Source organism: Nocardia sp. NPDC050630, from assembly GCF_044457245.1.
Lineage (GTDB): Bacteria > Actinomycetota > Actinomycetes > Mycobacteriales > Mycobacteriaceae > Nocardia.
In genome coordinates this window covers 48,817-73,800 of sequence record NZ_JBITGN010000001.1, presented here as the reverse complement: position 1 = coordinate 73,800, position 24,984 = coordinate 48,817, and the positions used below count along the sequence as shown (strand labels likewise).

Below are 24,984 nucleotides of genomic sequence, written 5' to 3'. Positions count from 1 at the left end.
CCGGCCCGAGCACGCTCGTGGCTGTGTTGATTGTTCGCTCGCTGCGCTCACTCATACCCGAGCCAGCTCCTGCCGCAGTCGCGCGGCGATCTCGACTGCCGCGGCGTCGAATTCCGGCGTCAGCACGAGGTCATCGCTGAACAGCGGATCGGTACGCACATCCACCGCCACCAAACCGTCGGTGTCGCTGAGATTCACCGCCACATGCACTACCCCTTGGGGTATGTACAGAAATTCGCCCGGTCCGTGCACATAGGGTTCCAATTCGGGTCCGATCAGCGTCACCGCCCGTCCCGTCACACAGAACACGATGGTTTCACTGCGCTCGTGCAGATGCGCCCGCGCCACCTTTCCCGGCGCCATATTCACCATCGCCGCCGAAATCCCTTCGGCACCACAGGTATCCCTGGTTATGCAGGGCAGCAGATGCTGCTCCTGCGGCCCGACCACTTCCGCGACGTCGGCTGCGGCAACTACTCGCACGGCCTTGGCAATATTTCCCATTCAGCAATCCCGGACATCATTGTATTGGACAGGGTGAATACTCGATTTCACGGCTTCGCACGCAGCTGGTCGAGCTCCGCGCGGAGTTCGGCGATCTCGTTGTGCAGAGCCTGAATACAAACCAGCGCGACACCGCTGGCATCGACGTTGTAGATCTTCTTATCGCTGTCCCCCAAACCGAAGGCAGCACGAAAGTCCTGTGCCATCGGACCCAGGTGTCGAACATCCGGTGATTCCCATTCGTAGCGCCAAGTGCTGATCGGCAACCGCACGACTTCGGCGAGGACTTCGTAGCCATTCACGGCTCGCTCATGTCCCGGTTCATCCGCTGGTCCGGACGGGATCTGTGGGGCCGGCGCCCGATGGCGCCGACCCCAAGGTAGACCGAACACGTTCAGCGATCCCACACCACCGCGACGCGGTCACGCTTTATCGCTCGATCGCTTTCGATGGTCGCGCTGGCGACGCCTGCCGCGACCGTGGCCAGGCCGGTGCTGGCGGCAGCCACAATGGCGATTCGTGCCAGCACAGCCGCGTGCGTGGTCATCGCACTGATCTTCTTCATCCGATGTTTCCTTTCTCTCGAGGTCCCAGCCTTCGGCTGCGGATCCACGTATCTGTGCTCGCTCGCGTCTATTCGGGCACTCGCCGGAACGCGAACCGGAGCAGAACCAGGTGCTCGTTGTCGAATTGGCCACCGGACACGTCGAGGTACCGCTCGCGAAACAGCGTCTGCATTGACGGAAACGCCTTCTTCGCCAAATCGGCGGAGCGAAGTGAATTTTCACCTACGCGCGACCGACGGAGCTGCAAACTATTCCCACTCATGGAGACTCATACAACTGGACTTCGAATCAACAGTTGATGTACCGTTGGATATCGGCACGATAGAAGTTGACAGATTCGCACCGCTAGATGTTGCGTCTGCCGGTGGAGGCTGAAGCCATAGGACGCCAATGGATGATTCCTCTATTCGGCGAGCTTCGATCGCGCTGTATCCGACCGAGAGTTCTCGGCAATCGAACGCTATGGCACCTCTCCACCGGGAACATCCGCCGCACCGGACAGAAATATCCGCACTATACGTTCGCCGCATCGCCCGTGATCCCTCCTCGATTCGAGCTCGCCAACCGGCGCGACGGCCGGATGATGTACCGCTGGGCGATACATCGCCCACGGATACGGATATTCCCGCCCGACATGGCGGATGATCCGACACCCCGACTGGCCTAATGTCCGAAATGCGACCGCCCGACCATTCGAATTCGGCCGGGCACAGAGCATTCGAACGCAGAGGGATCGGGTATGCGAGTGATCGTGGTCGACGGCAACGACAACGCGGGCGACGCACTGGTGCACAAGCTGCGCCTGCGTGGGCATCACGTCGATCGCAAACGTCGGGGTTCGGACCTGTTGGTTACCCATCACCGCTATCACGCGGTCATCCTCGACCTCGACCTGCCGGATATGTCCGGGCTCGCGGCACTGCGCAAGCTGCGCGAGGTCAGCTCGGTGCCGGTGGTGGTGCTCACCGCGGATACCGACGAGCGTTCGGTGGTGCGCGCATTGCGCAGCGGCGCCGACGATTACCTCGTGAAGCCACCTCGCGTGGCCGAGTTGGCCGCTCGGCTGTACGCGATTACGCGACGCCTTCCCGTCGCCGCGAACCCCGAACCGACAAAAGTGGTCGTAGCGGGCGATGTTCGGGTGGATCTGGAGGCCGAGACTGTCGAAGTCGCCGGGCAAGAGGTGCAGCTGACGCGGGTAGAGTTCGCGGTATTGCGGGCGCTGCTCGAGCAGCCCGGTGCTGCGGTCAGCCGTCAGCAGCTGCTGGACCGGATTTGGGGCGACGCGTTCGTCGCGGTGTCGCATTCGCTGTACGTGCATGTCAATGCACTGCGCACCAAGTTGAACCGTCCGGGGTTGATCACGACCATCCATAGCTATGGTTACCGATGGAATCCGGTTGCGGCCGTGGTTAATTCGGCAGACGAGTCGATGGCACTGAGCGCCCTTGCAGGTCGCACCGCCTGACTGGTGGCGATCGGTGATCACGACACCGGCGATTCCGACCGTCGCGGCATCGAGGTGGCCGCGAGTACCGCACCGGTGAGAAGCAGTGCGCCGCAGATCAACAGCGCAATTCGGAAGCCGCTGCCGAATGCCGCGGTATCGGCGATCTTCGCGCCGGAAATGCCGGCCAGTCCCGGCAGCGCGGCAACCGCGAGCAACTGCGCGGTGCGGGCGACCGCATTGTTCACTCCGGAGGCGATCCCGGAATCCGTTGCGGACACGGCGGCGAACACCGCACCCGTCAGCGGAGCCACGAAGACAGCCAACCCGATACCCAGCACGACGGTCCCCGGGAATACCGCACTGAAATAACTCGCGCGCGAGTCGATCCCGCTCAGCAGAACCGCACCGCACCCGGCGAGCGCAGGTCCGAGGATCATCGGAATGCGTGCACCGTGCCGCTGTGCCCACCGACCGGCCGATGCGGACGACACCAGCATGATCCCGGTAATCGGCACCGTCGCCGTGCCCGCCGCCAGCGGCGAATACCCTGCCACTACCTGCAATTCCAGCGGCAGCAGGAAATAGACACCACCGAGACCCGCGTATACAGCAGCGGTCACCAGATTGGCCACGGTGAATACCCGCGAGGAGAACAGTGCGGGCGGCAGCAGTGGATGATCACCGCGCAGCTGTATCCACGCGAATATCGCGAGCAGTGCCAGGCCGAGCAGCGACATCCACCCACGGGCACCGATGAACCCGTAGGTCAGCGCACCCAGTCCGGCCACGGCGGTCGCCGCACCCGGAAGGTCGAGCGGCCGCGCATCGGCATCTCTCGATTCCGGAAGATAGCGCACCGATACGACGGCTACGGCTACGGCGAAGGGCACGTTGATGAGAAAAACCGAGCGCCACCCGGCCAATTCGGTGAGCCAGCCGCCCACGATCGGTCCAACCGCCTCGATGACGCCGATGAGCCCCGCCCACAAGCCGATCGCGGCACCGTGGTCGCGACGATCGATCGAGGACGAAATCAATGCCAGGCTGCCGGGCGTGATGAACGCGCCCGCGATACCCTGCACCACCCGCGCCGCGACGAGCATTTCCATCGAGGTCGCGACACTGCACAACAGCGATGCCAACGCGAAACCGACACTGCCCCAGATGAATACCGTCCGTTGCCCCATCCGATCCCCCAGTGCCCCGCCGACCAGTATCAGCGATGCCAATGCCAGGGTGTAGCCACCGACCACCCACTGTAGATCGGCAACATCGTCGCCGAGACTCGAACCGATCCGCGGCACAGCGATATTGACGACCGCCGCATCGAGCACCACCACCGCCGAACCGAGTACCGCCGCCGTGACAACCCAGCCTCCGGTGACCGAACGCAGCCGCGGTGGTGCGGGCGCGACCCGATTCGGTGCGACGAGGTCGCTCATCCTCTGTTGGCGAGAACCAGCGCGAACCGATCGTCCGGATCGGTCCACGATTGCTGCACCTGGAAGCCGGAAGTTTCCAGCTCCCGCCGAAATTCGGTCAGCCGGAACTTCGCCGAGATTTCGGTGCGCATCTGCTCTCCCGCCGCGAAGTCGACGACGAGATCCAGCTCGGCGACCGTGACCGACATGTCAGCCATGGCCTCCAGCCGCATTTCGATCCACTCGTTGTCGGGATCCCATACCGCTATATGCGCGAAACGGTCCGGCTCGAAATCCGCGCCGAGCCGCTGGTTCACCACCTGCAGGATGTTGCGGTTGAACTCGGCCGTCACACCCTCGGCATCGTCGTACGCGGGAACCATGAGGGCGGGATCGATCACCAATCCGACTCCGAGCAGGAGCTGTTCGCCCGGCTCGGTGACCTCGTGGACGCAACGGTAGAAATCCGCGCGTTCCTCGGGGACCAGATTGCCCAGTGTGCCCCCGAGTAGTGCGATGAGCCGTCGATCACCACGCGGCAGTGTGTGCAGCATGCTGGTGAAGTCGCTGACCACCCCGTGCACCGCGAGCTCTGGATACTCCTCATGGATCCAGGTCACGGCGGCGCGCAGTGCGGATTCGGAAACATCCTGCGGTAGATAGGATTTCAGTGCTCCATGTGCGCGCAATGCGGTCAACAGCAGACGTGTCTTCTCCGATGAACCCGAGCCGAGTTCGATCAATTCCCCGGCCTCGGCCGCCGCCGATGCGATCGCATCGGCCGAGTCGCGAAGCAGTGTTCGCTCGGTGCGGGTGGGGTAGTACTCGGGCAGCTCGGTAATAGCTTCGAACAGCTTGCTGCCCTGCGCGTCGTAGAACCATTTGGACGGCAGCCACTTCCGACTCCCGGTCAGCCCCCGGAGAACATCGGCACGCAACGCGGCCGCGAGATCGTCCTCGGTGAGTTGGATATCGACACTGACGTGAGGCCGCACTGGCTTACTCCGATCGATGCTGAATCGCCAGGATCACGTGTGGAGTACAAACCTCGCGGTCCACTTCTCCGACAATGGAATTGTTGACGCAGCCACCAGGCTCCCGCCAACCGGCGATTCGCACATTTACATCGGCTTAAGTATTGGTTGCCCGCACCCCACACGCTGCGATCAACGCCGAGTCCGGCGAGGTCCACGGCCATCCTCTGGTGCACGCCCGGGCCTCAGTCCAGAACGCGCAGCACGGTATTGCGCGCCGCGCATCGGTTCGCTGCCGACGGTCGCGACACGGGGCCGCCGCGACATGCATTCCCGGCGCAAATGGACGGATGATCACCACCCATTGGCGTTGCCGGCCTTCTCGGGCCGATACCGCCCAGAACGTACGGTAGCCGCTTGACCAGCGGTGCTGTGGTGCGAGCGGTGGGGCTTTTGGGCACGACGATGGAGTGGGAGGATCTGGGTATGGAGGTGTCAGGGGATTCGTTCGGGCGGCGGCAGCCGACGAGTCACGAACGGATGACGGGCCTGCCCTGGGACGCGTCGTACCAGGATGGGCCTGCGCCCTGGGATGTGGGCGGCCCGCAGCAGGCGATAGTGCGACTGGCTGCTCAGGGCGGGTTCGCCGGAGCGGTCCTCGATGCGGGGTGTGGCAGCGGAGAGAACGCGCTGTACATTGCGGCGCGGGGGTTTTCGGTGCTCGGCGTCGATGTGGCGGAGACGGCGTTGGCGATGGCGCGGTCGAAGGCTCTCGCGCGTGGGATAGACGTGGAATTCGTCGCGGCCGATGCGCTGCGTTTGGACTGTTTGGGGCGCAAGTTCGACACCGTGCTGGACTGCGGACTGTTCCACACCTTCGACGGGGAGGAGCGGCGAGCGTATCTGGAGAGTCTGGCGACGGTGACCGAGCACCGCGGCAGGCTGTATGTGTTGTGCTTCAGTGATGACGGCCCAGATACCGGCCCCCACCCCATCAGCCGGGAGGAGCTGACATCGGCGCTCGATTCGAGCAATGGGTGGAAGGTGGTCACGATCGAACCGGATCGGCTCGACACCAGGTACCACGACGACGGCGCACCTGCTTGGCTCGCGACAGTCGAACGGACCTAGTTCCACAGTCCGAGGTCGTGATCTCGACCGAGTGGCGGCAATGAAGTTCCGCCGCGGAATGCCAAGTTGCTCCGCTGCGCGCCGAGGTCGATTGTGCGTCCGGCGCGGGCATGTTCGGCCCACTCGGCGCACATGGAGTCGATCGCGGCCACCATGATCTCGATGAGCGCACTGATCTGCTCCTGGTGGAAGGCAGGTCGAGCGATTCGCCGATCACGTCGACATCCGCACCGCCGTCGCGGTCAGGGGTGCGTTCCCGATAGGGCGGCAGCGATGTCGCGGCGCGATCCGACACCGAGTTTCGCCAGGATATTGGACACGTGGGACTGAATCGTCCTGCGCGACAGGAACATCTGCGCCGCGATATCGGAATTCGAGAAGCCTTCGGCCACCAGGGCGGCTACCTTACGTTCGGTCTCTGTCAAGGCAGCCCGTCCAGACTTGGGCCTGTTGCGCGGTCCGCGGACACCGCGGCGAATTCCATACGGGCGCATCCGCGCAACGGCGCGGGCCGTATCCCAAGAAGCGCCGAGGCCGTTGTAGAGCTCGACCGCGGCATCCAGAGCGCCGCGGGCGTCGGAGCCACGCCCGTCCGCGGCGAGCAATAAGGCCGCGTTCTCATAGGCCTGCGCTTCATAGAACGGGCGCCCCGCCCTCCGGAAGTCGGCGGCGGCCGCGCGAAGGACCGCGGGATCACGCTCGGCGACACCGCGACACAGCAGCGCGGTACCGGTTCGAGCCGCCGTTGGTTGACGATCGGCCAACTCAGCCGATGCCGTCACCACCGAACGCGCCGCAGCCTCGTCGCCAACGTCGGCGGCCAAGCGAGCGATATCCGGGAAGATGTAATACAGCGTGGGCGCGGTCAAACCGTCCGCTAGGCGCCGGTGTGCGTCGACGAGCAGATCCAATGCGCCGCGCGGGTCGCCGTGCGTCTCGAGCAACGATGCTTTGACCCAGGGATAGAACTGGCCGTTACCACTGCTGCCCAGTTGGTCGTTCGGCGCGGGGATGGCCTCTGGATCCGGCAGGAAGGTGCCGCGATGGATGCCGATCAGCGCGGACAGGCTGTGCAGGATCGGGGTGTAGCCGAACGCGTCTGGCACCGATTGGCCCGATGTGCATTCGACGATCGCATCGTCCCAGCGTCCGTGCAATAGATACAGCCGTGCCTTGGCGACCACACTCGCGCCGAGATAGACACCGTGGATCCGGCGACTGTGTCCGATCGCCTTGTGCAGCACCGCTTCCGCATCGGTGAGCCGATCGAGCTCGATCAGGCAGTGCGCGTTGAGGATATAGGGATCGAACTGATCGGAACCGAATCCGCTCTCGGAGACGGCCAGGATTCGGCTGCTCAGTTCCAGCGCCTCGTCGAGATAGCTCTGGGTGTAGCGCACCGCCCCAACGGTCAACAGACCGTATCCGGTCACCAGCGGATTCTCGATCGCATCCCCGATCGCCAACGCCTTCGCACCCGCCGCCTCCGCCGCCGCGAGCCGGCCGAGGAAGACATTGTTCAAGCCGCTCATCCCGTGGAATCGCCCCGCCTCCTCCTCCGTGAGATTCGATGTGGCCAGGGCGTTTTCGGCAACGGCGACCACTTCGCGCAGATCGCCGCGCGCATGGCAGGCCTGCAGCAGCAACCAGCGCAGTTCGATATCGTCCTCCGGCCGGTTCAGCAGCGCCGTGCGCACGAGGGCTTCGGCCTCGGCCGCGCGACCGTTCCACAGGAGCGCTTGGGCGTGCAGCCGCAGCAGTACCGGACGCATGCCGAGTTCCGCACTGTCCGCCGCGCGCCGCAATAGCTGCACCGCGATCTCGGGTGCGCGCACGATCAACTTGTCGGCCACCGCGACCAACCAGTCGAGCGACTGCGTATCGAGCTCGTTCTCCCCCGACAACAGGTAGTTCGCGATCCGCTCGATGGGTGCGTCGGTGGCCAAGAGGATCTGTCCGGCCCGGCGCAGCAATCCGGCCCGCAGCGAATCCGGTAGCTGATCGGCCAGCACCTGACGGATCAGGTCGTGCCGAAAGACCAGTTCAGAGTCGGCGCGGGTGAGCAGACCACCATCGGTCGCCTCGGTGACCACCTTCCAGATTTCCAGGATCGGACTGTCCAGCACCGCAGCCAGTTCCGCGACATACACGGTGGGTCCGAGCGCGGCTGCCATCGGCAGCACCTGCCGTGCCGACCGTGACAGGAATTCCAGCCGCTGTGTGATCGCCCCGGCCAGCGATGCGGAGGGACCATCGGCCAGCTCGGTTGGGTCGGCGGTATCGGCAACCACCGTAATCGCTTCGTCACGCAAGAGCGAAGCCACCAATTCGGTGATGTAGAGCGGATTTCCGCCCGCACCGACCACCTGCCGCATCAGGCCGGGACCGGGTGCCGCACCGACCATATGCCGAACCAGTTCCGCCGCAGCCGGTTCCGGCAGCGCGCCGAGCCGAATCGTCGGCGCGCGGCGTTCCAACAGTTCCGCCGTCAATGCGACCAATCCGGTGTCCCGGGGCAGCGGCCGCGTCGCCAGCACCAATAGCAATGGCAAATCGCCGACGACGCCGCAGAGCCGGTTCAGCACCGCCAGACTCTGCCGATCCGCCCAGTGCACATCGTCGATGATCAATGCGACCGGACCGGCGGCACACCAGGTATCGATCTGATCGAGGATCGCCTCGGTGATCGCGAACTCGTGCGTCGCCGCACCGTCACCGGCTCGATCCCCACTGCGCAGCAGCGCCCGCACGGGATCGGATCCGCGATCACTGTCCAGCCAGGAACATACGGCCGCGAACGGCACCTGCCGCTGCAATTCCTTCGCGGCTCCCCGACGCACACTCAGACCGTCGGCCGCGAGTCCGGCAACGGCCGCATCGAGTAGCGCGGTCTTGCCGATTCCGGGTTCGCCCTCGATGAGCATCACCGTCCCCTGTCCCTCGGCGGCGCGCCGACCTATCGACACCACACGCTCGACCTCGGCATCGCGACCAACGAAGACGGAGGTAAGGGGACCCTGCACGCTGGCGATCCTAGGCGTCCGCGCGCTGTTACGCAGAATGCACATCCCCCGCTCAGCGCAATATTCGGGCATTGGATGCGGATATTCCCACCCGCTATGACGGATGTTCCCGGCGCGGGGCTGCCATAGGGTCGGCGATTGCGGCCGCCCATGACCTGGTTCCGGCTGTTACAGCGCGTCCGATCGGCCGCCGAGAAGAGGAGAAACCGTTGCAGTCCGAGGCAGCTACCAGGCACCCAGCACTCGCGGTTGTGCGTGGAATCACCCGGATCGGTGGTCATCTCGCGCGGGAAGCGGTCACCCGCCCACAGGCCCTGCGTGCGGCCGATGTGCCGGTGACCGGTCGAGAATTGACCACCGACTGGTTGACCGCCGTGCTGTGCTACGACCATCCGGGTGCGGTGGTCGAGGCCTTCGAAATCGGCGATAACAGCAGCGGCACCTCGACACGGTGGAAACTCACCGTCAACTATAACGAGATCGGTCAGGTCGCGGGCCTACCGGAAAACCTGTTCGCCAAGACGACAGCGGGTTTCAAACAGCGGCTGACCCTCGACCTCGCCGGTATCCTGCACGGTGAACCAGGCTTCTTCAAACATCTGCGGCCCAACCTCGAAATCGAGGCGCCACGCGGCTATCACAGCGCGGTCAACAGTCGCTCGGGACGCTCGATCTCACTGCTCGAGGACATCATCAGCACCAAGGGCGCCAGCTTCTGCACCCCGGCCACCCGCATCTCACGCGAACAGATCGAGGATCTGCTGCGCACCATGGCCACCTGGCACGCCCGCTACTGGGACGACGAAGGACTGCGGCTGCACACGTGGCTCAAGGCGCCGCGCTCGCATTTCGCCAACCTCGACCGGTTGATCGGCATGTCAACGCGGTCCCGAGTCGGGGCTCGGCGCGCGGCCTCGGTAATTCCCGAACCACTACCCGCCCAACATGATCGGCTGTACCGCGCGCTGGAACGTTCCCTCGAGATCGCCAGCACCGGACCGCAAACCTTCCTGCACGGCGACAGCCACATCGGCAATACCTATGTCACCGCGGCGGGCCGGATGGGGTTCACCGACTGGCAGGTCGTGCTGCGCGGCAGCTGGGCCTACGACTTCGCATATGTCGTCGCCTCCGGTTTGGACGTGGCCGACCGGCGGGCCTGGGAACGCGAGCTCCTCACTGTGTACCTGGAACGCCTCGCGGCGTGCGGCACTGCCGCACCCGACTTCGACACGGCCTGGCTGGCCTACCGCCAGCAGGCCTTGTACCCGTACTTCATCTGGCTCTCGACCATCGGCCACAGCGCCATCCAGCCGAAGTACCAGCCCGATGAGGTCTGCCTCGGAATCATCGAGCGCACGGCGACGGCCGTTGTCGATCTCGATGCCGCCGGCGCCGTCGAGGCGGCCGGATGAACGGGCGGGAGGTGGCCGGTGCGGATTGTCAGTAATCGTTGCCGCACCGTCGAATACACGGTGACGACGGCGAGCCCGTGCGCCATTCATATCGAACCGTCGGTCATCGGGGCACGCAGATGCTTCCACGACTGCCTGTTGGTGACGATCGGGGTGGACCGCGGCGATCGGGCACTGACGGGCACCGCCGTGCAGTTGGTGCGCCGCATCGTCACCGAATCCGATGCCGGACCGATCGTCGTCGACGGCTTCGCATGTCTGCCCCGCCCCGACGAAAGAGACAGCACGCCATCGGGATTCGATGTGCTGGATGAACTCGCCGAAGCTCTCGACGTGCTCACCGAGGTGACCGAGCGGCTCGAGGAACACGGTGATCAGGTGCATCTGATGCCGTTCGGCTGGTACAAGAATTGCCGTGTCGACCCGCTCGACGGGATCGGCACGCAGCACATCATCCATATGTCGGCACTCGACAACCGACCGTGCGAGCCGGTGCTGCGGTCGCCCGGCCCGCGCTCGCAGTTCCTGGCGCACTCGGCGCTGGCCGCACAGGTAAGGAAGGTCTGCGTCACCCCCGAGCTTGGTCGACGCTGAACACCGAACATGAAGATCTTCAGTAGTCGTTGCCGCATATTCGAATACATCGTCACGACCGCAAGTCCGGCTGCCGTCGATCTGGAATCGGCGGCGATCGGCGTGCCCAACACCTTCTCCGACTGTCTACTGCTCATGGTCGGCGTGGAGCGCGGCGATTCGACATCAATGGTTCTCCCATCTGGCAACCCCCCGGTGAACGATCCGATGTCCTCACGGCTTTGCACGTGCTGACGAATCTCGCCGAATCTCTTCAGGCTCGCGGTGCATGCGTCCATCTCATGCCGTTCGGCTGGAACAAGCGCTGGCAGGCCGATGTCCTCGACGGCGAGCGGGAACAACGGGTCGTGCACGTGCCTTCCTGAAGCGGATTGTCCCCGCTCCTGAGAAGGAGCCTGGTACGGCGCCCACTACTCTGCGTGCGTGGCCGAATCCACTTGCCGCACAGGCATTCGAATCAGCATGCGCCGAACCTCCACCTGACCCCTCGAATCTGAAAAAAAGCGAATCTCCTAACGTCTCACTATTGATTGTGCCGCTGAATAGCGGCACAATAGATCTCAGGACAACCTGCATCCCCGGCACACCCACTTACCGACCAAGTCCGGGCTCGGCGGGACGAAGGAGATATCGGTAACCATGAACCTCAAGTCGAAGAAGGTCGTCATAGCTGGTGCGGTCGCCGGCGCACTGGTGATCACGCCCGCCGCGATGGCAATTCAGTCGACCATCGCGGCCCCCGGTAACCACAGCAACAGCAATGGCGGCGGCGCTCGAGGCGGCGGGTACAGCAACAGCAACTCGGGTAACCGCCGCGTCGCCGACCAGGACCACGCCGCCTCCGGCAACAACTCGAGCCGGGGCACGTACGAGAGTGGCGGCGACGGCGGACGCTGGGTCTGGGTGCCCGCTGAGGGCAGCCGCTAACCGACTCCCCCTGCGGCTCTTCATTATACGAATGCGACCGTCGCTCCTTTCGGAGCGGCGGTCGTACTCGTATGCGCACCGCATCCGATCGACCGCCTCGGCGTTCACATTATCCACACGCAACCGCAAATCGCGATCGCGCACTCAATTGCGTTCCACCAGCGACCAATTGATGCCCATACAGCTCAATGCCCTTCCGGGCGGCGCTGTGCGGACTTGCACGGCCGCCCGAAAGGGCATTGGCTATAAGAGGTTTCGCGGTGGACCACTCAGGTCAAGTTGCCGTCGACGCACAGACTCGACGACCGCCAGGACGGTCCCGGCCGATTCGCGGCCATATCGAAGGTCCACTCCGAAATCGGTCCGGCCGCACGCCAATACAGCCCGCCGCGACCATCCGCAACGGCTTCGTAGATATCTTCGCGTCCCTCGATCAGCTGACTGCCGACGCAGTAGTCCATATAGTCTGTGCCCGGCTGCTGGGCGCCCGGGCTGAACTTGCCCGCGGGGTTGCCGTTGGTGCCGGGGTTGTACACGCTGCTGCGGCCCCGGGCGTAGCCCTCACGGTTCCAGCGCGCGAAGCCGAAGAAATCGGACTGGCACCGGAACGTCCAGCCGCCCGCTGCGATCGCGACGCCCTGCGGCACGGCTTCACCAGCCCAGAGGCAGCGCACGCCGATATCAGCATTGGCCGCGGGCGTCTCGGTGCCGATACCGAATCCGCCGATTCCCGCCGCGATCGCCGCAAGCAGTGACAGTGCTCGGATCTTATTGCGCCCCTTGGCAGTACGCGCCTGATCGGGACATTCCGTAGGTCTGGTTGTGCCGCGCAGTTCGCTGACGTTGATCATCGACGTCTCCTTCATCATTGTCTCGCCCACCGGCCGACGTCGATACGGACCGACGGGAGCTGCTGTTCCCGCTGCCTAATGTAACGCTATTTAACGGCACGTTAGGTTGAGTATCACCACACGTGGGAACGTTGAAGGAGGAAAGACCAGGCCGGGGACATGCGGCACCCAAAAATCGGCCGCGAGCCAGATCAGAAAATGGGTCTCGACGCGTCAGGCGTCGGGCAGCGCCTCGGTCAGTTCGCTGTCCTGCTCGAGATACCTTGCGACAAATCGGTTCACGAGTTCGGCGGTCGCCTGCCCCGGGCGGATCCGAGTCTCGGCCACTCGGTCCGCGAGTACCGCCCTATCCGCGGGCGTGCGTTCGGAGTTCTGATATGGCTCCCACGCCGACCGATGGAACAGATCCACGAAACGGCGGGCGATCCGGTCGCAGTCCGCGCGCAACCGCTCCAATTCACCGAGCAGGGCATCGCCCGGCATGCCCGCGCCCTCTAACTGATCGAGGATGCGGATGAGCTGCGGATCGGCAATGCGATAGGTCGCGGCGTCGACCGGTTCGTACAGCCCCGCCGAGACCACGCGGGCCAATCCGTTGGGCACGTCGCGATAGCGCTGCTCGAGCTCGGTGGCCGCGATCGTATCGCCGGAGGGCGGCGCGGTGGACTGCGGCGCGCCAGGCTCCGCGACGCCGAGGATGTCGCCGAGATCGTCACCGCGATCCCACGCCTCGAGCAACTCCCTGATCCCGTTGAGTTTGATCCCTCGGTCCAACAGACGACTGATCGTCTGCACCCGATTGAGGTGATCCGGTCCATAGAAACCGGTGCGGCCCTTCACCTGTGGTGGGGGCAGGATGCCGCGCTCGGCGTAAACGCGCAGGCTGCGCACGGTCGTACCGGCCTCGCGCGCCAGCTCGTCGATCGTGTACTCCACGTCCCCTGCCATATGTCTAGGAAACCACACAGAAACATTACTCACAGGTAAGCATACGTCAGTGATGTCGGGCACCTATGGTCAGCGAGGGCGTCGTCAACCCCCAATGACACCCCTAACTATTCCCGCCCTTGGCAATTCGTTCCACCGACGCATAGACGGCGGGGCTTATCCTTCGGATATGACCGAGGCGCAGGCTTCTCGAATTACCGTGACGGAACGGGAACGGGCGCTGGAGCAGCTGTCGCACCATCTCGGCACCGGGCGATTGAGCCTGACCGAGTTCGACGAACGCAGCGCCATTGCCGCGGCGGCGACCACCAAAGGACAATTGGCGGAATTATTCGTCGACCTGCCGGGCACTACGCCGCTCGCGCCGCCCGCACCCACCCGCGGTAATGCGCTGCAGCGACTGCGGACAATCGCCGCGGTGGTCTCGATCGTCGCGGTCGTGCTCGCGGTCGCCACCGGCAACTGGCTCTGGCTGCTGGCGGGCACCGGAACCATCGTCGCGTTCGTGGTGCAGCAGCTGCGCTGAGCTCCGTCGGCTTCGCCGATTGATACCCCCGAGCTACCAGCGGGTGCGTGGCCGAACGGAATTAGCCAGATCGACCAGCCGGTAGCGGTGCCAGCGATCCGGCGCGGTTCTGGCCAGGGCACGCAGGCTGGTTTCCAATCCCTGCCGCAGTCCCGCCGAGGTGACCGGGAAGCCGAGGATCGTCCGATTCGGATTCCGTGGCCGGCCGCCGACCCGCAGCCACTCCAGGGCCGCACCGACCACGATGACCTGCAATTGCAGTGTTCGCGCATCGTCGGGCAGCGCCTCCAACCGCCCTGCCGCCGAACAGATATCTTCCTCGGTGATATCGGCGATCGGCCGCGAGACCAGCAGCAGACAGCCCGTCGTATGCGCGACGCTGTGATGCCGGGATGCGGCGGGTACCTGTTCGAGCACCTCGACAGCCTCGAGCAATTCGCCGTCGGCGGCGAGCCGGCGGGCCAGGCCGAAGGCCGCGCTGACCACACCATGGTTGGTCCGCCATACCGCACGGTAGTGCTCGGCCGCGGCGCGGTGCCAGCGATCGGATTCGCCCGGGTCGTCCAGATGCTGCAGCACCAGTTCCGCGGTAGCGGCCAGGGCGAGTTCCGGTCCGATCTCTCCGGGCAGCATCCCGTGCACGGTCTCGAAATGCTCCCAGGCGCGCTGGTAATGGCCGTCGAGGAGCGCGGCGACACCGACGTACCACTCGATGCGCCAGTCCGCGCCGTAGTCGGGCCGCAGATCGGCGAGCAGTTGGCAGGCCGGAACGGTTTCTCCGAGATCCAGATAGGCGCGGACCGCAGTCAGCGGGCCCTCCAGGTCGAAAGATTCGGGGGCGACGATCGTGCCCGAGCGAATGCGTTCGTGTGCCCGGCGCAGCGCGTCCAAGGCGTGGCGCGGTTCGCCGTGCAGCAGCGAGGACAGCAGTTCGGCACTGGGATCCTCGCTATCGATCAACGGCGTCGGCAGGGCCGCGACGACATCGCGGGCCTCGAGCACCGGCATGCGGGCCATACCGTCGACGATGCCGTCAGTCTGGCCGATGAGCGTATCGATGCCGAAATCGTCTCGCATGGAGCTCAATTCGACCGAAGGCTGCGGATGTTCGAGGCCGGTATCGATCGCGAGCACCATGCGCAGCGCACCGGCGAGCTGACAGTACATCGAATACGCGGATGGGAAGCGCCGCTCCGGCTCCGGATCGGTGGCGCGCAGCAGCAGCCGGTACAAACACGGATAGCGCGCCAGTAGCGGCTCCTCATCCGGTTCGGGTATGCCGCCGAGAAAGTGTCCATCGCGGTCGCGCGGCAGATCCAGGGCAAGCGCCGCAAGGGTCCGGCCGACGGTGTAGATATCCGAAACCACGGTCGGCCCGGTCTCGGTGATCTCCGGCGCCTGATAGCCGGGCGTGCCGTAGATGCTGCCGTAAGAGTCCATCGCGGCGACCGCACCCAAGTCGATCAGCTTGACCTCGTGCTCGCTGACCATGATGTTGTCGGGCTTCAGATCGTTGTACGCCAACCCGAAGGAATGCAGATAGTCCAGCGCCGGCAGGATTTCCATGATGTAGGCGATGGCCTCGACAACCGGAATGCGCTCCTCGCCGCGCAAATCGAGCATCTTCTTCAGCGATTGTCCGCCGACGTATTCCATGACGATGTAACCGTCCGGAATATCGCGGGCAGACCTATGTTTGACGAAGTTGTAAATCTTGACCACACCGGGGTGGGCCACCTCGGAAAGGAATTGCCGCTCGGCAAGCGCGACCACATGCGCCTCGAAGTCCAGCGGATTCTGCAAACCCTTCAGCACGACCCAGCGGTCGCTGACATTGCGGTCGACCGCGAGATAAATCCAACCGAGTCCACCGTGTGCCAGCGATCCTTGCACCTCGTATTGATCGGCGACGAGTTCGCCGCGCTGCAGAGGGGGCCGGAAGTTGAATGGCGAGCCACAACGGCCGCATTCGCCGGTCACCGCGCCCGGCTCGGTGGCGGTGCGGCGACCGACCGGTTCCTGACATTTCCAACAGAACCGCTTGAGTTCGGGCACTTCCGGATCGTCGAGGATGGCAGTGCGCGGATCGACCGGCGCCACCCGCGGCATCGGCACCAGGCCCGCGCCGAGCCGACGCACACTCGGCCGGGAACGGCCGCTGCGGCCGGAGACCGGCTCGTCGAGTTCGAGGGCCTCCTCGGCACCGGTCAGCGGATCGCGCACCGGCATGGTATCGCCGGGGGTCGCGGGCGCGGAGATCCGTTGCGACGGAGGGCGTTCCATGGTGCTCGGCCCCGACCATGGATGCTGTCGGCGTTGTGACGGTTCGAGTTTCGACATGCCACGGGTAGCCCAGGGATGTGGCGTCCGTCGCGGAACCTCGGTACCGCGCATCCGCCGGTTCGCCCACGGGTGCGGCAGCGGATTCTCGGAGGCGCTGGGTTGTTCCGGCATGGGAACCTTTCGAGCCCGGTGAATAGGGGACCCATTCTCTTCCGCCTTCCGCCACCGCGCGCCTGCCTTATTCCCTCCTATGGGAATAGCTCCGCCCCGGACATGTTGTCCGGGGCGGAGCTTCGGATTTACTCCTCCTCGTCGGGCTTGTCCAGGACGACCACCGCCTCGCCCTCGCGCTTGCGCGGCGGCCGCTCGGCCAGCACCGGGAACTGACCGGTGATGCCCTCGCGTTCCTGAGCGACCTGCAGCACCCGCCCGCGGGCCAGGAACCACCCGCCGACGAAGGCGGGAACCACGATCAGGAACATGGCGATCACGGCACCGCGCTGCTCGATTTCGTGGCTGCATGCCATCAGCACGATCACCGCGACCAGGAATGCCAGTGTGGCGTAGCTGGTGTAGGGCGCACCGATCAGTCGGAACGACGGACGCTTCGCCAGACCCTTCTTCGACCAACGGAACAGCTGCAACTGGCAGATCACGATCGCACCCCAGGCCGCGATGGTGCCCAGCGCGGACATGTTCAGCACGATCTCGAATGCCTTGTCCGGCACCATCGCATTGAGCCCGACACCGACCAGCGCGATCGCACCGGTGGCGAGAATGCCGACGTAAGGCACACCGCCGTTGGACATCCGCGAGGCGATCTTGGGCGCACTGCCGTTCATCGACATCGAGCGCAGGATGCGGCCGGTCGAGTACAGACCCGCGTTGAGGCTGGAGAAGGCCGCGGTCAGCACCACCAGGTTCATGATCGAACCCGCACCTCCGACACCGAGCTTGGAGAAGAAGGTGACGAACGGGCTCTCACCGGACTTGAAGACGACATAGGGCAGCAGCAGGCCGAGCAGCACCAGCGAACCGACGTAGAACAGCGCGATGCGGGCGATGACCGAATTGATGGCCCGCGGCATGATCTTTTCCGGGTTCTCCGCCTCACCGGCCGCAGTACCGATCAATTCCACTGCGGCGTAGGCGAATACGACGCCGGTAGTGACGGTGACCAGAGGCAGCAGACCGGTCGGGAACAGCCCGCCGTGATCGGAGAGCACGGTGAAACCGGTCGCCTCGCCGTCGACCTTGAATCGGCCCGCCAGGAAGATGGTGCCGACGATCAGGAAGGCGACCAACGCGACGACCTTGATCAGCGCGGCCCAGAACTCCAGTTCACCGAACCATTTCACCGAGATCAGGTTGATGCTGACCACGATGGCCAGCGCCACCAACGCGATCAACCACTGCGGTATCGCCTCGGTGGCTCCCCAGAAATGGACATAGGTGGCGATCGCGGTGATGTCTACGATGCCGGTCATGCACCAGTGGAAGAAGTACATCCACCCGACCGCGAAAGCCAGCTTCTCGCCGTAGAACTCACGCGCGTAGGAGACGAACGATCCGGAGGACGGACGATGCAGCACCAGCTCGCCCAGCGCCCGCAGGATGAAGAATACGAAGATGCCGCAGACCGCGTACACGATGAACAGTCCGGGACCGGCCGTGTGCAACCGACCACCCGCACCAAGGAACAGTCCGGTCCCGATCGCGCCCCCGATCGCGATCATCTGCAGCTGGCGCGGGCGCAACGCCTTGTGATAGCCCGCATCCTCAGCATGCAGAGCATCCGCGGGCGCCGGCACTTCCGCGGAGTGTTGAACGGTTGTCATGGTGAAGCCTTTCACGTGACGGCGATCATATCGCTGCTTAATGTAACGCTATTCAACGGCACGTTCAATAGTGAGTCAAGACTTGTAACCGCGTGGAAATGTTGAGGACCCGCTCTACCCGCCGTGACCTCGGCATTAGTTGATCGTACCGCTGAACATCGGTACGCTGGAGACGTTTACGGCTGATGGAGCGCGAGCATGGCATGGTTCGAACGGGAGTTCATCGCGGTCCCTGAGGACCGCAAGAATCAACTGGTCTACAAGTGGCCGGATGTCAACATCCGTCGCTACAGCCGTGCCATCGTCAATGCCGACGAGATCGCCCTATTCGTCAAGTCCGGGCAGGTCGTGGCCGCGATGGGGCCTGGTCGGCATCAGATCGATGCCGATGAGCTACCGGTCCTCGGCGCGCTCGTGGATACGCTGACCGGCAACAACTTCTATCGCGCCGAACTGTATTTCGTCTCCACCCGCGAGTTTCCCGGCGTCAAGTTCGGCGGCCGCTTGGCCGATATCGCCGACCCGGTCAGCGAACAAGTCGTAACACTGCGGGTCTTCGGGGAATTCGCACTGTCGGTGCGAGATCCGGCCGAACTGGTCACCTCACTGGCGGGCACTACCGACCTGAGTGTCCCGGCGACAGTGGAGTCCTGGAGCTCGGACCTACTGCTCAAGTCCATGAAAGTCGCTGTTACACAGGGTATTTCCCGGGGCGACTGGCCGGTGCTCGGCTTGTCCGGACAGTTGGAGCCGATCGAGGCCGCTGTTGTGCGCCAGACCAACCTGACGCTCTACGAGTACGGCCTGCGCATCCCGCGCCTGGGCAACTTCGATATCACCTTGGCGCCCGAAGATGCCGACCGCATCAAGCGACTAGCCAAGGATGTCACCTATATTCGACTGGCTGGCGACTTCCAACGTTATGCGGCAGGCGAAATGGCACTCGGCGCGGGCCAAGGCTTCGCGAACGGTCATGCCCACGGCGGTGATGGATTCCTCGGCGCCGCACTGGGTTTGAACGCCATCCAACAAAGTGCCCCGAGCAATCCGTGGCAACGCCCGGCGACTCCGGCTGCCCCACAAGCGCTTACGACCCCCACGCAGCCGGTATGCGCCAACTGCGGAACCGACAACCCCGCAAACGCCCGATTCTGCATGAACTGCGGTGACCCACTCGCCCCCCGCCCTCGTCACTGCACCGAATGCGGCGCGGATCTAACCGCCACAGCCAAATTCTGCGGCAACTGCGGCACCTCCGCCACAACCTGACCGCACTCCCCCAGGCGCCCCGCCCTCAGCTCCTGGCGCCCGCCAACTCGAGCTGTCGCATATCTTCGACACTGTCGCACATCGACGCTCCGCGTGACACACCGATGCTAAAACTCGACGCTCTGTGCGAGCGTGGGATCGAGAGGGTGGGGGCGGTGCACGTCCGAGGGTGAGCGCGAAACCCCGTCGCCTCGGCGAACACCGGGATCCAGTGCGGAGGTGTGGATCCCGATGTTCGCCGGAACGACGGGGGCAGTAGTTCGCCGATTGCCCCGCGGTCTCGGATGTCCACCGAGACCGCGGGGCACAACCGTGCTAGTTCGAAACCGGTGCTGCTGCGGCGGATTCGCCGCTGCTGACCATGCTGCGTACCTGTCGTGCGGCGACCGAGAGGGTTGCCAGGTCGTGGGTGCCCGCGGCGAAGATCTCGCCGAGTGAGGCACCGGCGCGAGCCAGACGGGGGCGGTTGACCGACTCCCATTCGGCGATCTTGTCGGCAGTGCTCTCGTTCGGTTCGGATGCGGTGATCACGTCCAGGGTGAGCGAGCGCAGCGAATCGTAGAGATCGTCGCGGACCGCGAGCCGGGCCAGGGTGCGCCACCGGTCGTCGCGAGCCAGATTGCTCACGGCGGTCAGCAAACGCTCGATCTGGAAGTGATCGTCGAGTGCGTAGTAGAGCTCGGCGACCTCCTGTGCGTCGCGCTCGGCGATATCGGCCACATCGAGGATGTCCAGCAGCGGGAACAGGTGGATGAGCCGGTACACCTCCTCGGCCAATTCCGCAGGCGCGCCCCGCTCGACGGCCGCGCGAGCATTCGTCGCCAGATCCTCGGCGTGCGCCGCGGGGAGCCGGGCAGGCAGCATGTGGGCTGCGAGCTGGCGGACACCGTCGCGGTAGCGGGCGATATCGGCGCCGATGGCGATCGGTTGCGGGCGGCTGGTCAGCAGCCAGCGGGATACGCGATCGAGGGTGCGCCTGGTCTCCCGCTCGAGTTCGTTGCGGGCCGCCGTCGGCATCGGCGTGGTCCGAATGCGTTGCCAGAGCGTATGCAGATCGAAGATCTGCGTAGCGACGGTGAAGGCGCGCACCGAGTCGTCAGTGCTCGCACCGGACTCCTCCGCCAGACGGAACGCATAGGTGATGCCGCCGTGGTCCACCATGTCGTTGACCACCATCGTGGCCACGATCTGACGGCGCAGCGGATGCCTGCCGATCGCGTCGGCGAACCGTACCCGCAGCGGCTCCGGAAAGTACGACCGAAGCACCGACTCGAAGGCCGCGTTGTCGGGCAGATCCCCGGCCAGCAAATCGTCCTTGAGCGAAAGCTTCACATGCGCGAGCAGATTCGCCAGTTCCGGAGAGGTGAGCCCACGCCCTTCCGCTATCCGCTTTTTCAACTCGGCGTCCGAGGGCAGTGCCTCGAGCCGCCGGTCCACACCGCGCCGGAGTTCCAGGTCGGCAATCAGCCTGCGGTGCACGCCGGCCAAGGGCACCGACTGTGCACGCGAAAGGCCCATCCGGAAGTTCTGCGAAATATTGTCGCGCAGTACGAGTTCGGCGACCTCATCGGTCATCGCGGCCAGCAATTCGGTGCGATCGGCCGCAGCGAGCTCACCGCTGGAGATGACCGCGTCGAGCAGGACCTTGATGTTGACTTCGTGGTCGGAGCAATCGACTCCCGCGGAGTTGTCCAGGGCGTCGGTGTTCATCCGGCCGCCGTTCGCGCAGTATTCGATTCGGCCCAGCGCGGTCGCCCCGAGATTGCCGCCCTCGCCGATCACTCTGGCACGCAACTGATTCGCGTCCACACGTACCGCGTCGTTGGACTTGTCACCGGCATCGGCATTCGTCTCGGTGGATGCCTTGATGTAGGTGCCGATGCCGCCGTTCCAGAACAGATCGACCGGGGCGAGCAGAATCGCCCGGATCATCTCCGGCGGAGACAGAGTGGTCACACTCGGATCCAAGTCCAGCGCCTCGCGCACCTGCGGGCTGACCGGAACGGCCTTGGCGGATCGATCATAGACACCGCCACCCGCGCTGATCAGCGACTTGTCGTAGTCGGCCCAGGACGAGCGCGGCAGTGCGAACATCCGCTGCCGCTCCCGGAACGACTTCGCGGCATCAGGATTCGGATCCAGGAAGATGTGCCGGTGATCGAAGGCGGCCACCAAGCGGATGTGCTCGGACAGCAGCATGCCGTTGCCGAACACGTCACCACTCATATCGCCGACTCCAGCAACGGTGAAATCTGTTGTCTGCGTGTCGATGTCCATCTCGGCGAAATGCCGTTTGACGCTTTCCCACGCACCCTTGGCGGTAATGCCCATCGCCTTGTGGTCGTAGCCAACCGAACCACCCGAGGCAAAGGCGTCACCCAACCAGAAACCATATTGGCGCGCAACATCATTGGCGATATCGGAGAAGGTGGCCGTGCCCTTGTCGGCGGCGACGACGAGGTAGGTGTCGTCACCGTCGCGGCGTACCACCCGCTCCGGCGGCAGCACCTCGCCGGAGACGTGGTCGATGTTGTCGGTGACGTCCAGCAGACCGGAGATGAAGGTGCGGTAGCACGCAACGCCCTCGGTCAATTGCGCCTGCCGATCCGCGGTCGGATCACCGGTAGCTGTCGGCGGCTGCTTGACCACGAAACCGCCCTTGGCGCCCACCGGCACGATGACCGCGTTCTTCACCGCCTGCGCCTTCACCAAGCCCAGGATTTCGGTGCGGAAGTCCTCCAGACGGTCGGACCAGCGCAATCCGCCTCGTGCCACCGGACCGAACCTCAGATGCACGCCCTCGACCCGCGGCGAGTACACGAAGATCTCGAATTGCGGGCGCGGCCGCGGTAATTCGGCGATGGCGTGCGGATCGAATTTGAACGACAGGTACTCGGGTACGTTGCCGTCACTGTCGCGGCGGTAGTAGTTGGTGCGCAACGTCGCGGTGATCAGACCGAGTACGGCGCGCAGGATGCGGTCGGTGTCGAGGCTCACGACCGCATCGATCTCGGCCTGCAGTCGTTCGGCGATGCCTGCGGCCCGTGCCGATGCCACCGCCCCGATACCCTCGGGATCGAAGTATGCGTCGAAAAGTTCAGTGAACAACCGGGCCATCGTCGGTTGTGCCAACAGGACCCTGGAGATATTGCCCTGGGTGTAGGCGAACCCCGCCTGCTGCAGATATTTCGCGTAGGCACGCAGTATGGAGATCTGCCGCCAGTGCAATCCGGCGCGCAACACCAGTTCGTTCAGTCCGTCGACTTCGGCACTGCCGTTCCACATCGCCGCGAAGGCTTCCGGGAAACATTGCCGCACACCGCCTGCGACCGACGATTCGTCGGCGGAGCGGGTAAGATCGGCCTCCAGATCCGCATCGATCGCGGTGCCGAGCAATGCCGCCGGGACACGCAACCCGAAATCGTAGATCCACTTGTGGGTACTATCCGGCAGGGTGATGCGGTGCGGCCGTTCGTCGACCACCTCCACCCCGAGGCTTTGCAGTACCGGAAGCACTCGGCTCAGTGAGACACCCTCGCCCGCGACATAAAGTGTGAAACGCCACTCCCCCGAGGGTGATTCGGCATTCCGATACAGATTCGTATCGATGGTGCCGTCGGCGAGACGGTCGAGCCGCTGCAGATCGACCAGCGCATGCTCCGGCTCGTACTCCTGCTGGTAGCCGACCGGGAAGGCGCTCGCGTAGGCATTGGCGACCTTCGACGAGATCGCCGACACACCGCTCGCGGCCGCCACCAAGCGGTCGGCCCAACTCCGGGTGGTCGCGAAAAGCAGCTCCTGGATGCGCTCGCGATTGGATTCGGAGATATCGGCAGGCTCCGCGTCGGGACCGCGATGCACGGTGAAATACACCACGGCCAATTCGGATTCGCTGGCCCTCGCTGAGTACGCGACCTGCTCACCGTCGAATTCGGCGCGCAGGATCTCCTCCATGCGCAGCCGGACCTCGGTCGAGTACCGATCGCGGGGCAGGTAAACCAGGCAGTAGACCGCACCGCTGCGTCCGTCGCGCCGGATGAACAGCCGAACCTGCCTGCGCAGCCCCAAATTCATGACCGCGGAGACGGTTTCGAACAGCCGCCGGGCGTCGGTGGAGAACAGTTCGACCCGCGGGAAAGACTGCATCATCTCCAGCATCGCCTGCCCGGAGAACGAATTCAGTTCGAAGCCAGCCCATTCGATGACCTGGTGGACGCGGCGAGAGATAACGGGGATATCGAGAATGTTCTCGTGCAAACCGGTCACGGTGAAGGTGCCGACGAAAACGTGCTCGCCCTGCACGGGGCCGACGCCGGTACCGCCACTGCCGTAATCGGCGACGCTGACGAAGTACAGCTCACCCGATCCGGGGATCAGCGAATCCACCGATCCGTTGGCCAGCCGCAGGACCGGTCGAGTGTTACCGAGGACGGGGACATCGAGATCGACGTTCGACCCGTTCCAGAGCACGCCGAGGCCGGTGCCCGGCACCTGCTGCGGTTCATTACCGGCATCGGTGCGGCTGGTGCGGTAATACCCGTATCCGAGCACGGTGAAATGTCCATCTGCCAACCAGCGCAACAATTTCGCGCATTCGGGCACTTCCGGGTCGTCGGAGCGCTGCGCGATGTGGTCGAGCCGGCCCGCCAACGCGACCATCGCGTTGGCCATGCCCGGCGTATCGTCGACGACCTTGCGCAGCACCCGCAGCAGCGCGGGCAGCTCTTGATCGATCCGGTCCAGCAGCGCGGCGCCGACGCTCGGCGCCAGTTGCACATGGATCCATGATTCGGTGACGGTTTGGCTGCCATTCGCCGGTACGGTGTCGGGCTCCTTGGCGGCGATCGCCCGCAGCCGGCCGCGTCGGTCCCGCGCGATGTCGAAGACCGGGTGGACGACCTCGGTCACCGCGGCACCGAGGCGGCGCAGTGCGGTGGTCACCGAATCGACCAGCAGCGGCATATCGTCATTGACGATCTGGATTGCCGCACCCAATCCGCTGCCGTCGTCGGGGCGATACACCCGGGTGATGGCCGCGCCCGGCAGCCGGATCGCCGCCAGCTCCAAGTGGTTTCGGAAGATCTGTTCGGCCCGATCGGTGATCGTCGGCGCGGTGGCGCCCGGCTGAATCCATCGGAAGTAGGCCGCCTCCAGATCGGTCGGATCGTCGCGGAACCGTTTGAATGAAATCGTCTGCTGGGTGGTTGCCACCATCGACTCGTGCCTTCCCGAGATCTGAGCCCGTAACCGTACGGTTCCCATAC

The 24,984-nt window shown here is 64.6% G+C and carries 19 protein-coding genes; 8 read left to right on the top strand and 11 right to left on the bottom strand.

The genetic code is table 11. The annotated features are described in order from the left end of the window. Positions 1 to 51 precede the first annotated feature (51 nt). The 3 genes from ACIBG0_RS00280 to ACIBG0_RS00270 form a co-directional block, all read right to left on the bottom strand. The gene (locus ACIBG0_RS00280; RefSeq protein ID WP_397027838.1) at positions 52 to 504 is read right to left on the bottom strand and encodes a cupin domain-containing protein; all 453 of its coding nucleotides are present in this window, start codon (positions 502 to 504) and stop codon (positions 52 to 54) included. A 47-nt stretch (positions 505 to 551) separates the two neighbouring features. Continuing rightward, positions 552 to 806 carry a tail fiber domain-containing protein gene (locus tag ACIBG0_RS00275; RefSeq protein WP_397027836.1) on the bottom strand — a complete coding sequence of 85 codons (255 nt, stop codon included), beginning with the start codon at positions 804 to 806 and terminating at the stop codon, positions 552 to 554. Positions 807 to 898: 92 nt separating this feature from the next. Next, positions 899 to 1,069 (bottom strand): hypothetical protein, encoded by a 171-nt coding sequence (locus ACIBG0_RS00270; protein ID WP_329411869.1) that lies wholly within the window; start codon positions 1,067 to 1,069, stop codon positions 899 to 901. A 740-nt stretch (positions 1,070 to 1,809) separates the two neighbouring features. Between ACIBG0_RS00270 and ACIBG0_RS00265 the strand changes: the two genes are divergently transcribed. Beyond that, positions 1,810 to 2,538: a response regulator transcription factor gene (locus tag ACIBG0_RS00265; protein ID WP_397027833.1), complete on the top strand. Its 729-nt coding sequence runs from the start codon at positions 1,810 to 1,812 to the stop codon at positions 2,536 to 2,538. A gap of 17 nt (positions 2,539 to 2,555) precedes the next feature. On the opposite strand, the gene ACIBG0_RS00260 is transcribed toward ACIBG0_RS00265, so the two are convergent. Both ACIBG0_RS00260 and egtD read right to left on the bottom strand, forming a co-directional pair. Further along, positions 2,556 to 3,962, bottom strand: coding sequence for a DHA2 family efflux MFS transporter permease subunit (locus ACIBG0_RS00260; protein WP_397027831.1), 1,407 nt, complete (start codon positions 3,960 to 3,962; stop codon positions 2,556 to 2,558). Continuing rightward, positions 3,959 to 4,936, bottom strand: a complete 978-nt coding sequence (gene egtD, locus ACIBG0_RS00255; protein ID WP_397027829.1) for an L-histidine N(alpha)-methyltransferase — start codon at positions 4,934 to 4,936, stop codon at positions 3,959 to 3,961. The genes ACIBG0_RS00260 and egtD overlap by 4 nt, the downstream gene beginning before the upstream one ends. Positions 4,937 to 5,455: 519 nt before the next feature. Between egtD and ACIBG0_RS00250 the strand changes: the two genes are divergently transcribed. Next, positions 5,456 to 6,046 carry a class I SAM-dependent methyltransferase gene (locus tag ACIBG0_RS00250; protein ID WP_397030119.1) on the top strand — a complete coding sequence of 197 codons (591 nt, stop codon included), beginning with the start codon at positions 5,456 to 5,458 and terminating at the stop codon, positions 6,044 to 6,046. A gap of 242 nt (positions 6,047 to 6,288) precedes the next feature. Here ACIBG0_RS00250 and ACIBG0_RS00245 read toward each other — a convergent pair whose 3' ends face one another. Then, positions 6,289 to 9,069, bottom strand: coding sequence for an AAA family ATPase (locus ACIBG0_RS00245; RefSeq protein ID WP_397027827.1), 2,781 nt, complete (start codon positions 9,067 to 9,069; stop codon positions 6,289 to 6,291). A 209-nt stretch (positions 9,070 to 9,278) separates the two neighbouring features. On the opposite strand from ACIBG0_RS00245, the gene ACIBG0_RS00240 reads away from it, so the two are divergent. The 4 genes from ACIBG0_RS00240 (at position 9,279) to ACIBG0_RS00225 (ending at position 12,005) form a co-directional block, all read left to right on the top strand. Next, on the top strand, positions 9,279 to 10,484 hold the full coding sequence (locus ACIBG0_RS00240) for a phosphotransferase (protein WP_397027825.1): 1,206 nt from the start codon (positions 9,279 to 9,281) through the stop codon (positions 10,482 to 10,484). A gap of 18 nt (positions 10,485 to 10,502) precedes the next feature. After that, positions 10,503 to 11,078: a hypothetical protein gene (locus ACIBG0_RS00235; RefSeq protein WP_397027823.1), complete on the top strand. Its 576-nt coding sequence runs from the start codon at positions 10,503 to 10,505 to the stop codon at positions 11,076 to 11,078. 227 nt (positions 11,079 to 11,305) lie between these two features. Then, complete coding sequence (locus ACIBG0_RS00230) at positions 11,306 to 11,443, top strand: hypothetical protein (protein ID WP_397027822.1); 138 nt, start codon at positions 11,306 to 11,308, stop codon at positions 11,441 to 11,443. Between the two features lie 274 nt (positions 11,444 to 11,717). Then, positions 11,718 to 12,005 (top strand): hypothetical protein, encoded by a 288-nt coding sequence (locus ACIBG0_RS00225; RefSeq protein ID WP_397027820.1) that lies wholly within the window; start codon positions 11,718 to 11,720, stop codon positions 12,003 to 12,005. 269 nt (positions 12,006 to 12,274) lie between these two features. Here ACIBG0_RS00225 and ACIBG0_RS00220 read toward each other — a convergent pair whose 3' ends face one another. Then, on the bottom strand, positions 12,275 to 12,856 hold the full coding sequence (locus ACIBG0_RS00220; protein WP_397027818.1) for a hypothetical protein: 582 nt from the start codon (positions 12,854 to 12,856) through the stop codon (positions 12,275 to 12,277). Between the two features lie 213 nt (positions 12,857 to 13,069). After that, positions 13,070 to 13,804, bottom strand: coding sequence for a MerR family transcriptional regulator (locus tag ACIBG0_RS00215; RefSeq protein WP_397027816.1), 735 nt, complete (start codon positions 13,802 to 13,804; stop codon positions 13,070 to 13,072). Between the two features lie 169 nt (positions 13,805 to 13,973). Between ACIBG0_RS00215 and ACIBG0_RS00210 the strand changes: the two genes are divergently transcribed. Continuing rightward, positions 13,974 to 14,330 (top strand): DUF1707 domain-containing protein, encoded by a 357-nt coding sequence (locus ACIBG0_RS00210; protein WP_397027814.1) that lies wholly within the window; start codon positions 13,974 to 13,976, stop codon positions 14,328 to 14,330. Positions 14,331 to 14,363: 33 nt separating this feature from the next. Here the strand turns inward: ACIBG0_RS00210 and ACIBG0_RS00205 are convergent, their stop codons facing one another. Together ACIBG0_RS00205 and ACIBG0_RS00200 are read right to left on the bottom strand one after the other, a co-directional pair. Next, a complete protein-coding gene (locus ACIBG0_RS00205; protein WP_397027812.1) occupies positions 14,364 to 16,784 on the bottom strand; it encodes a tetratricopeptide repeat protein in 2,421 nt (806 codons plus the stop codon). A 128-nt stretch (positions 16,785 to 16,912) separates the two neighbouring features. Next, positions 16,913 to 18,451 (bottom strand): amino acid permease, encoded by a 1,539-nt coding sequence (locus tag ACIBG0_RS00200; RefSeq protein ID WP_397027810.1) that lies wholly within the window; start codon positions 18,449 to 18,451, stop codon positions 16,913 to 16,915. 198 nt (positions 18,452 to 18,649) lie between these two features. Here ACIBG0_RS00200 and ACIBG0_RS00195 point away from each other — a divergent pair, with 198 nt between their 5' ends. Then, positions 18,650 to 19,720: an SPFH domain-containing protein gene (locus ACIBG0_RS00195; protein ID WP_397027808.1), complete on the top strand. Its 1,071-nt coding sequence runs from the start codon at positions 18,650 to 18,652 to the stop codon at positions 19,718 to 19,720. Positions 19,721 to 20,035: 315 nt separating this feature from the next. Here the strand turns inward: ACIBG0_RS00195 and ACIBG0_RS00190 are convergent, their stop codons facing one another. Continuing rightward, positions 20,036 to 24,934 carry an NAD-glutamate dehydrogenase gene (locus ACIBG0_RS00190; RefSeq protein WP_397027806.1) on the bottom strand — a complete coding sequence of 1,633 codons (4,899 nt, stop codon included), beginning with the start codon at positions 24,932 to 24,934 and terminating at the stop codon, positions 20,036 to 20,038. Positions 24,935 to 24,984 lie beyond the last annotated feature (50 nt).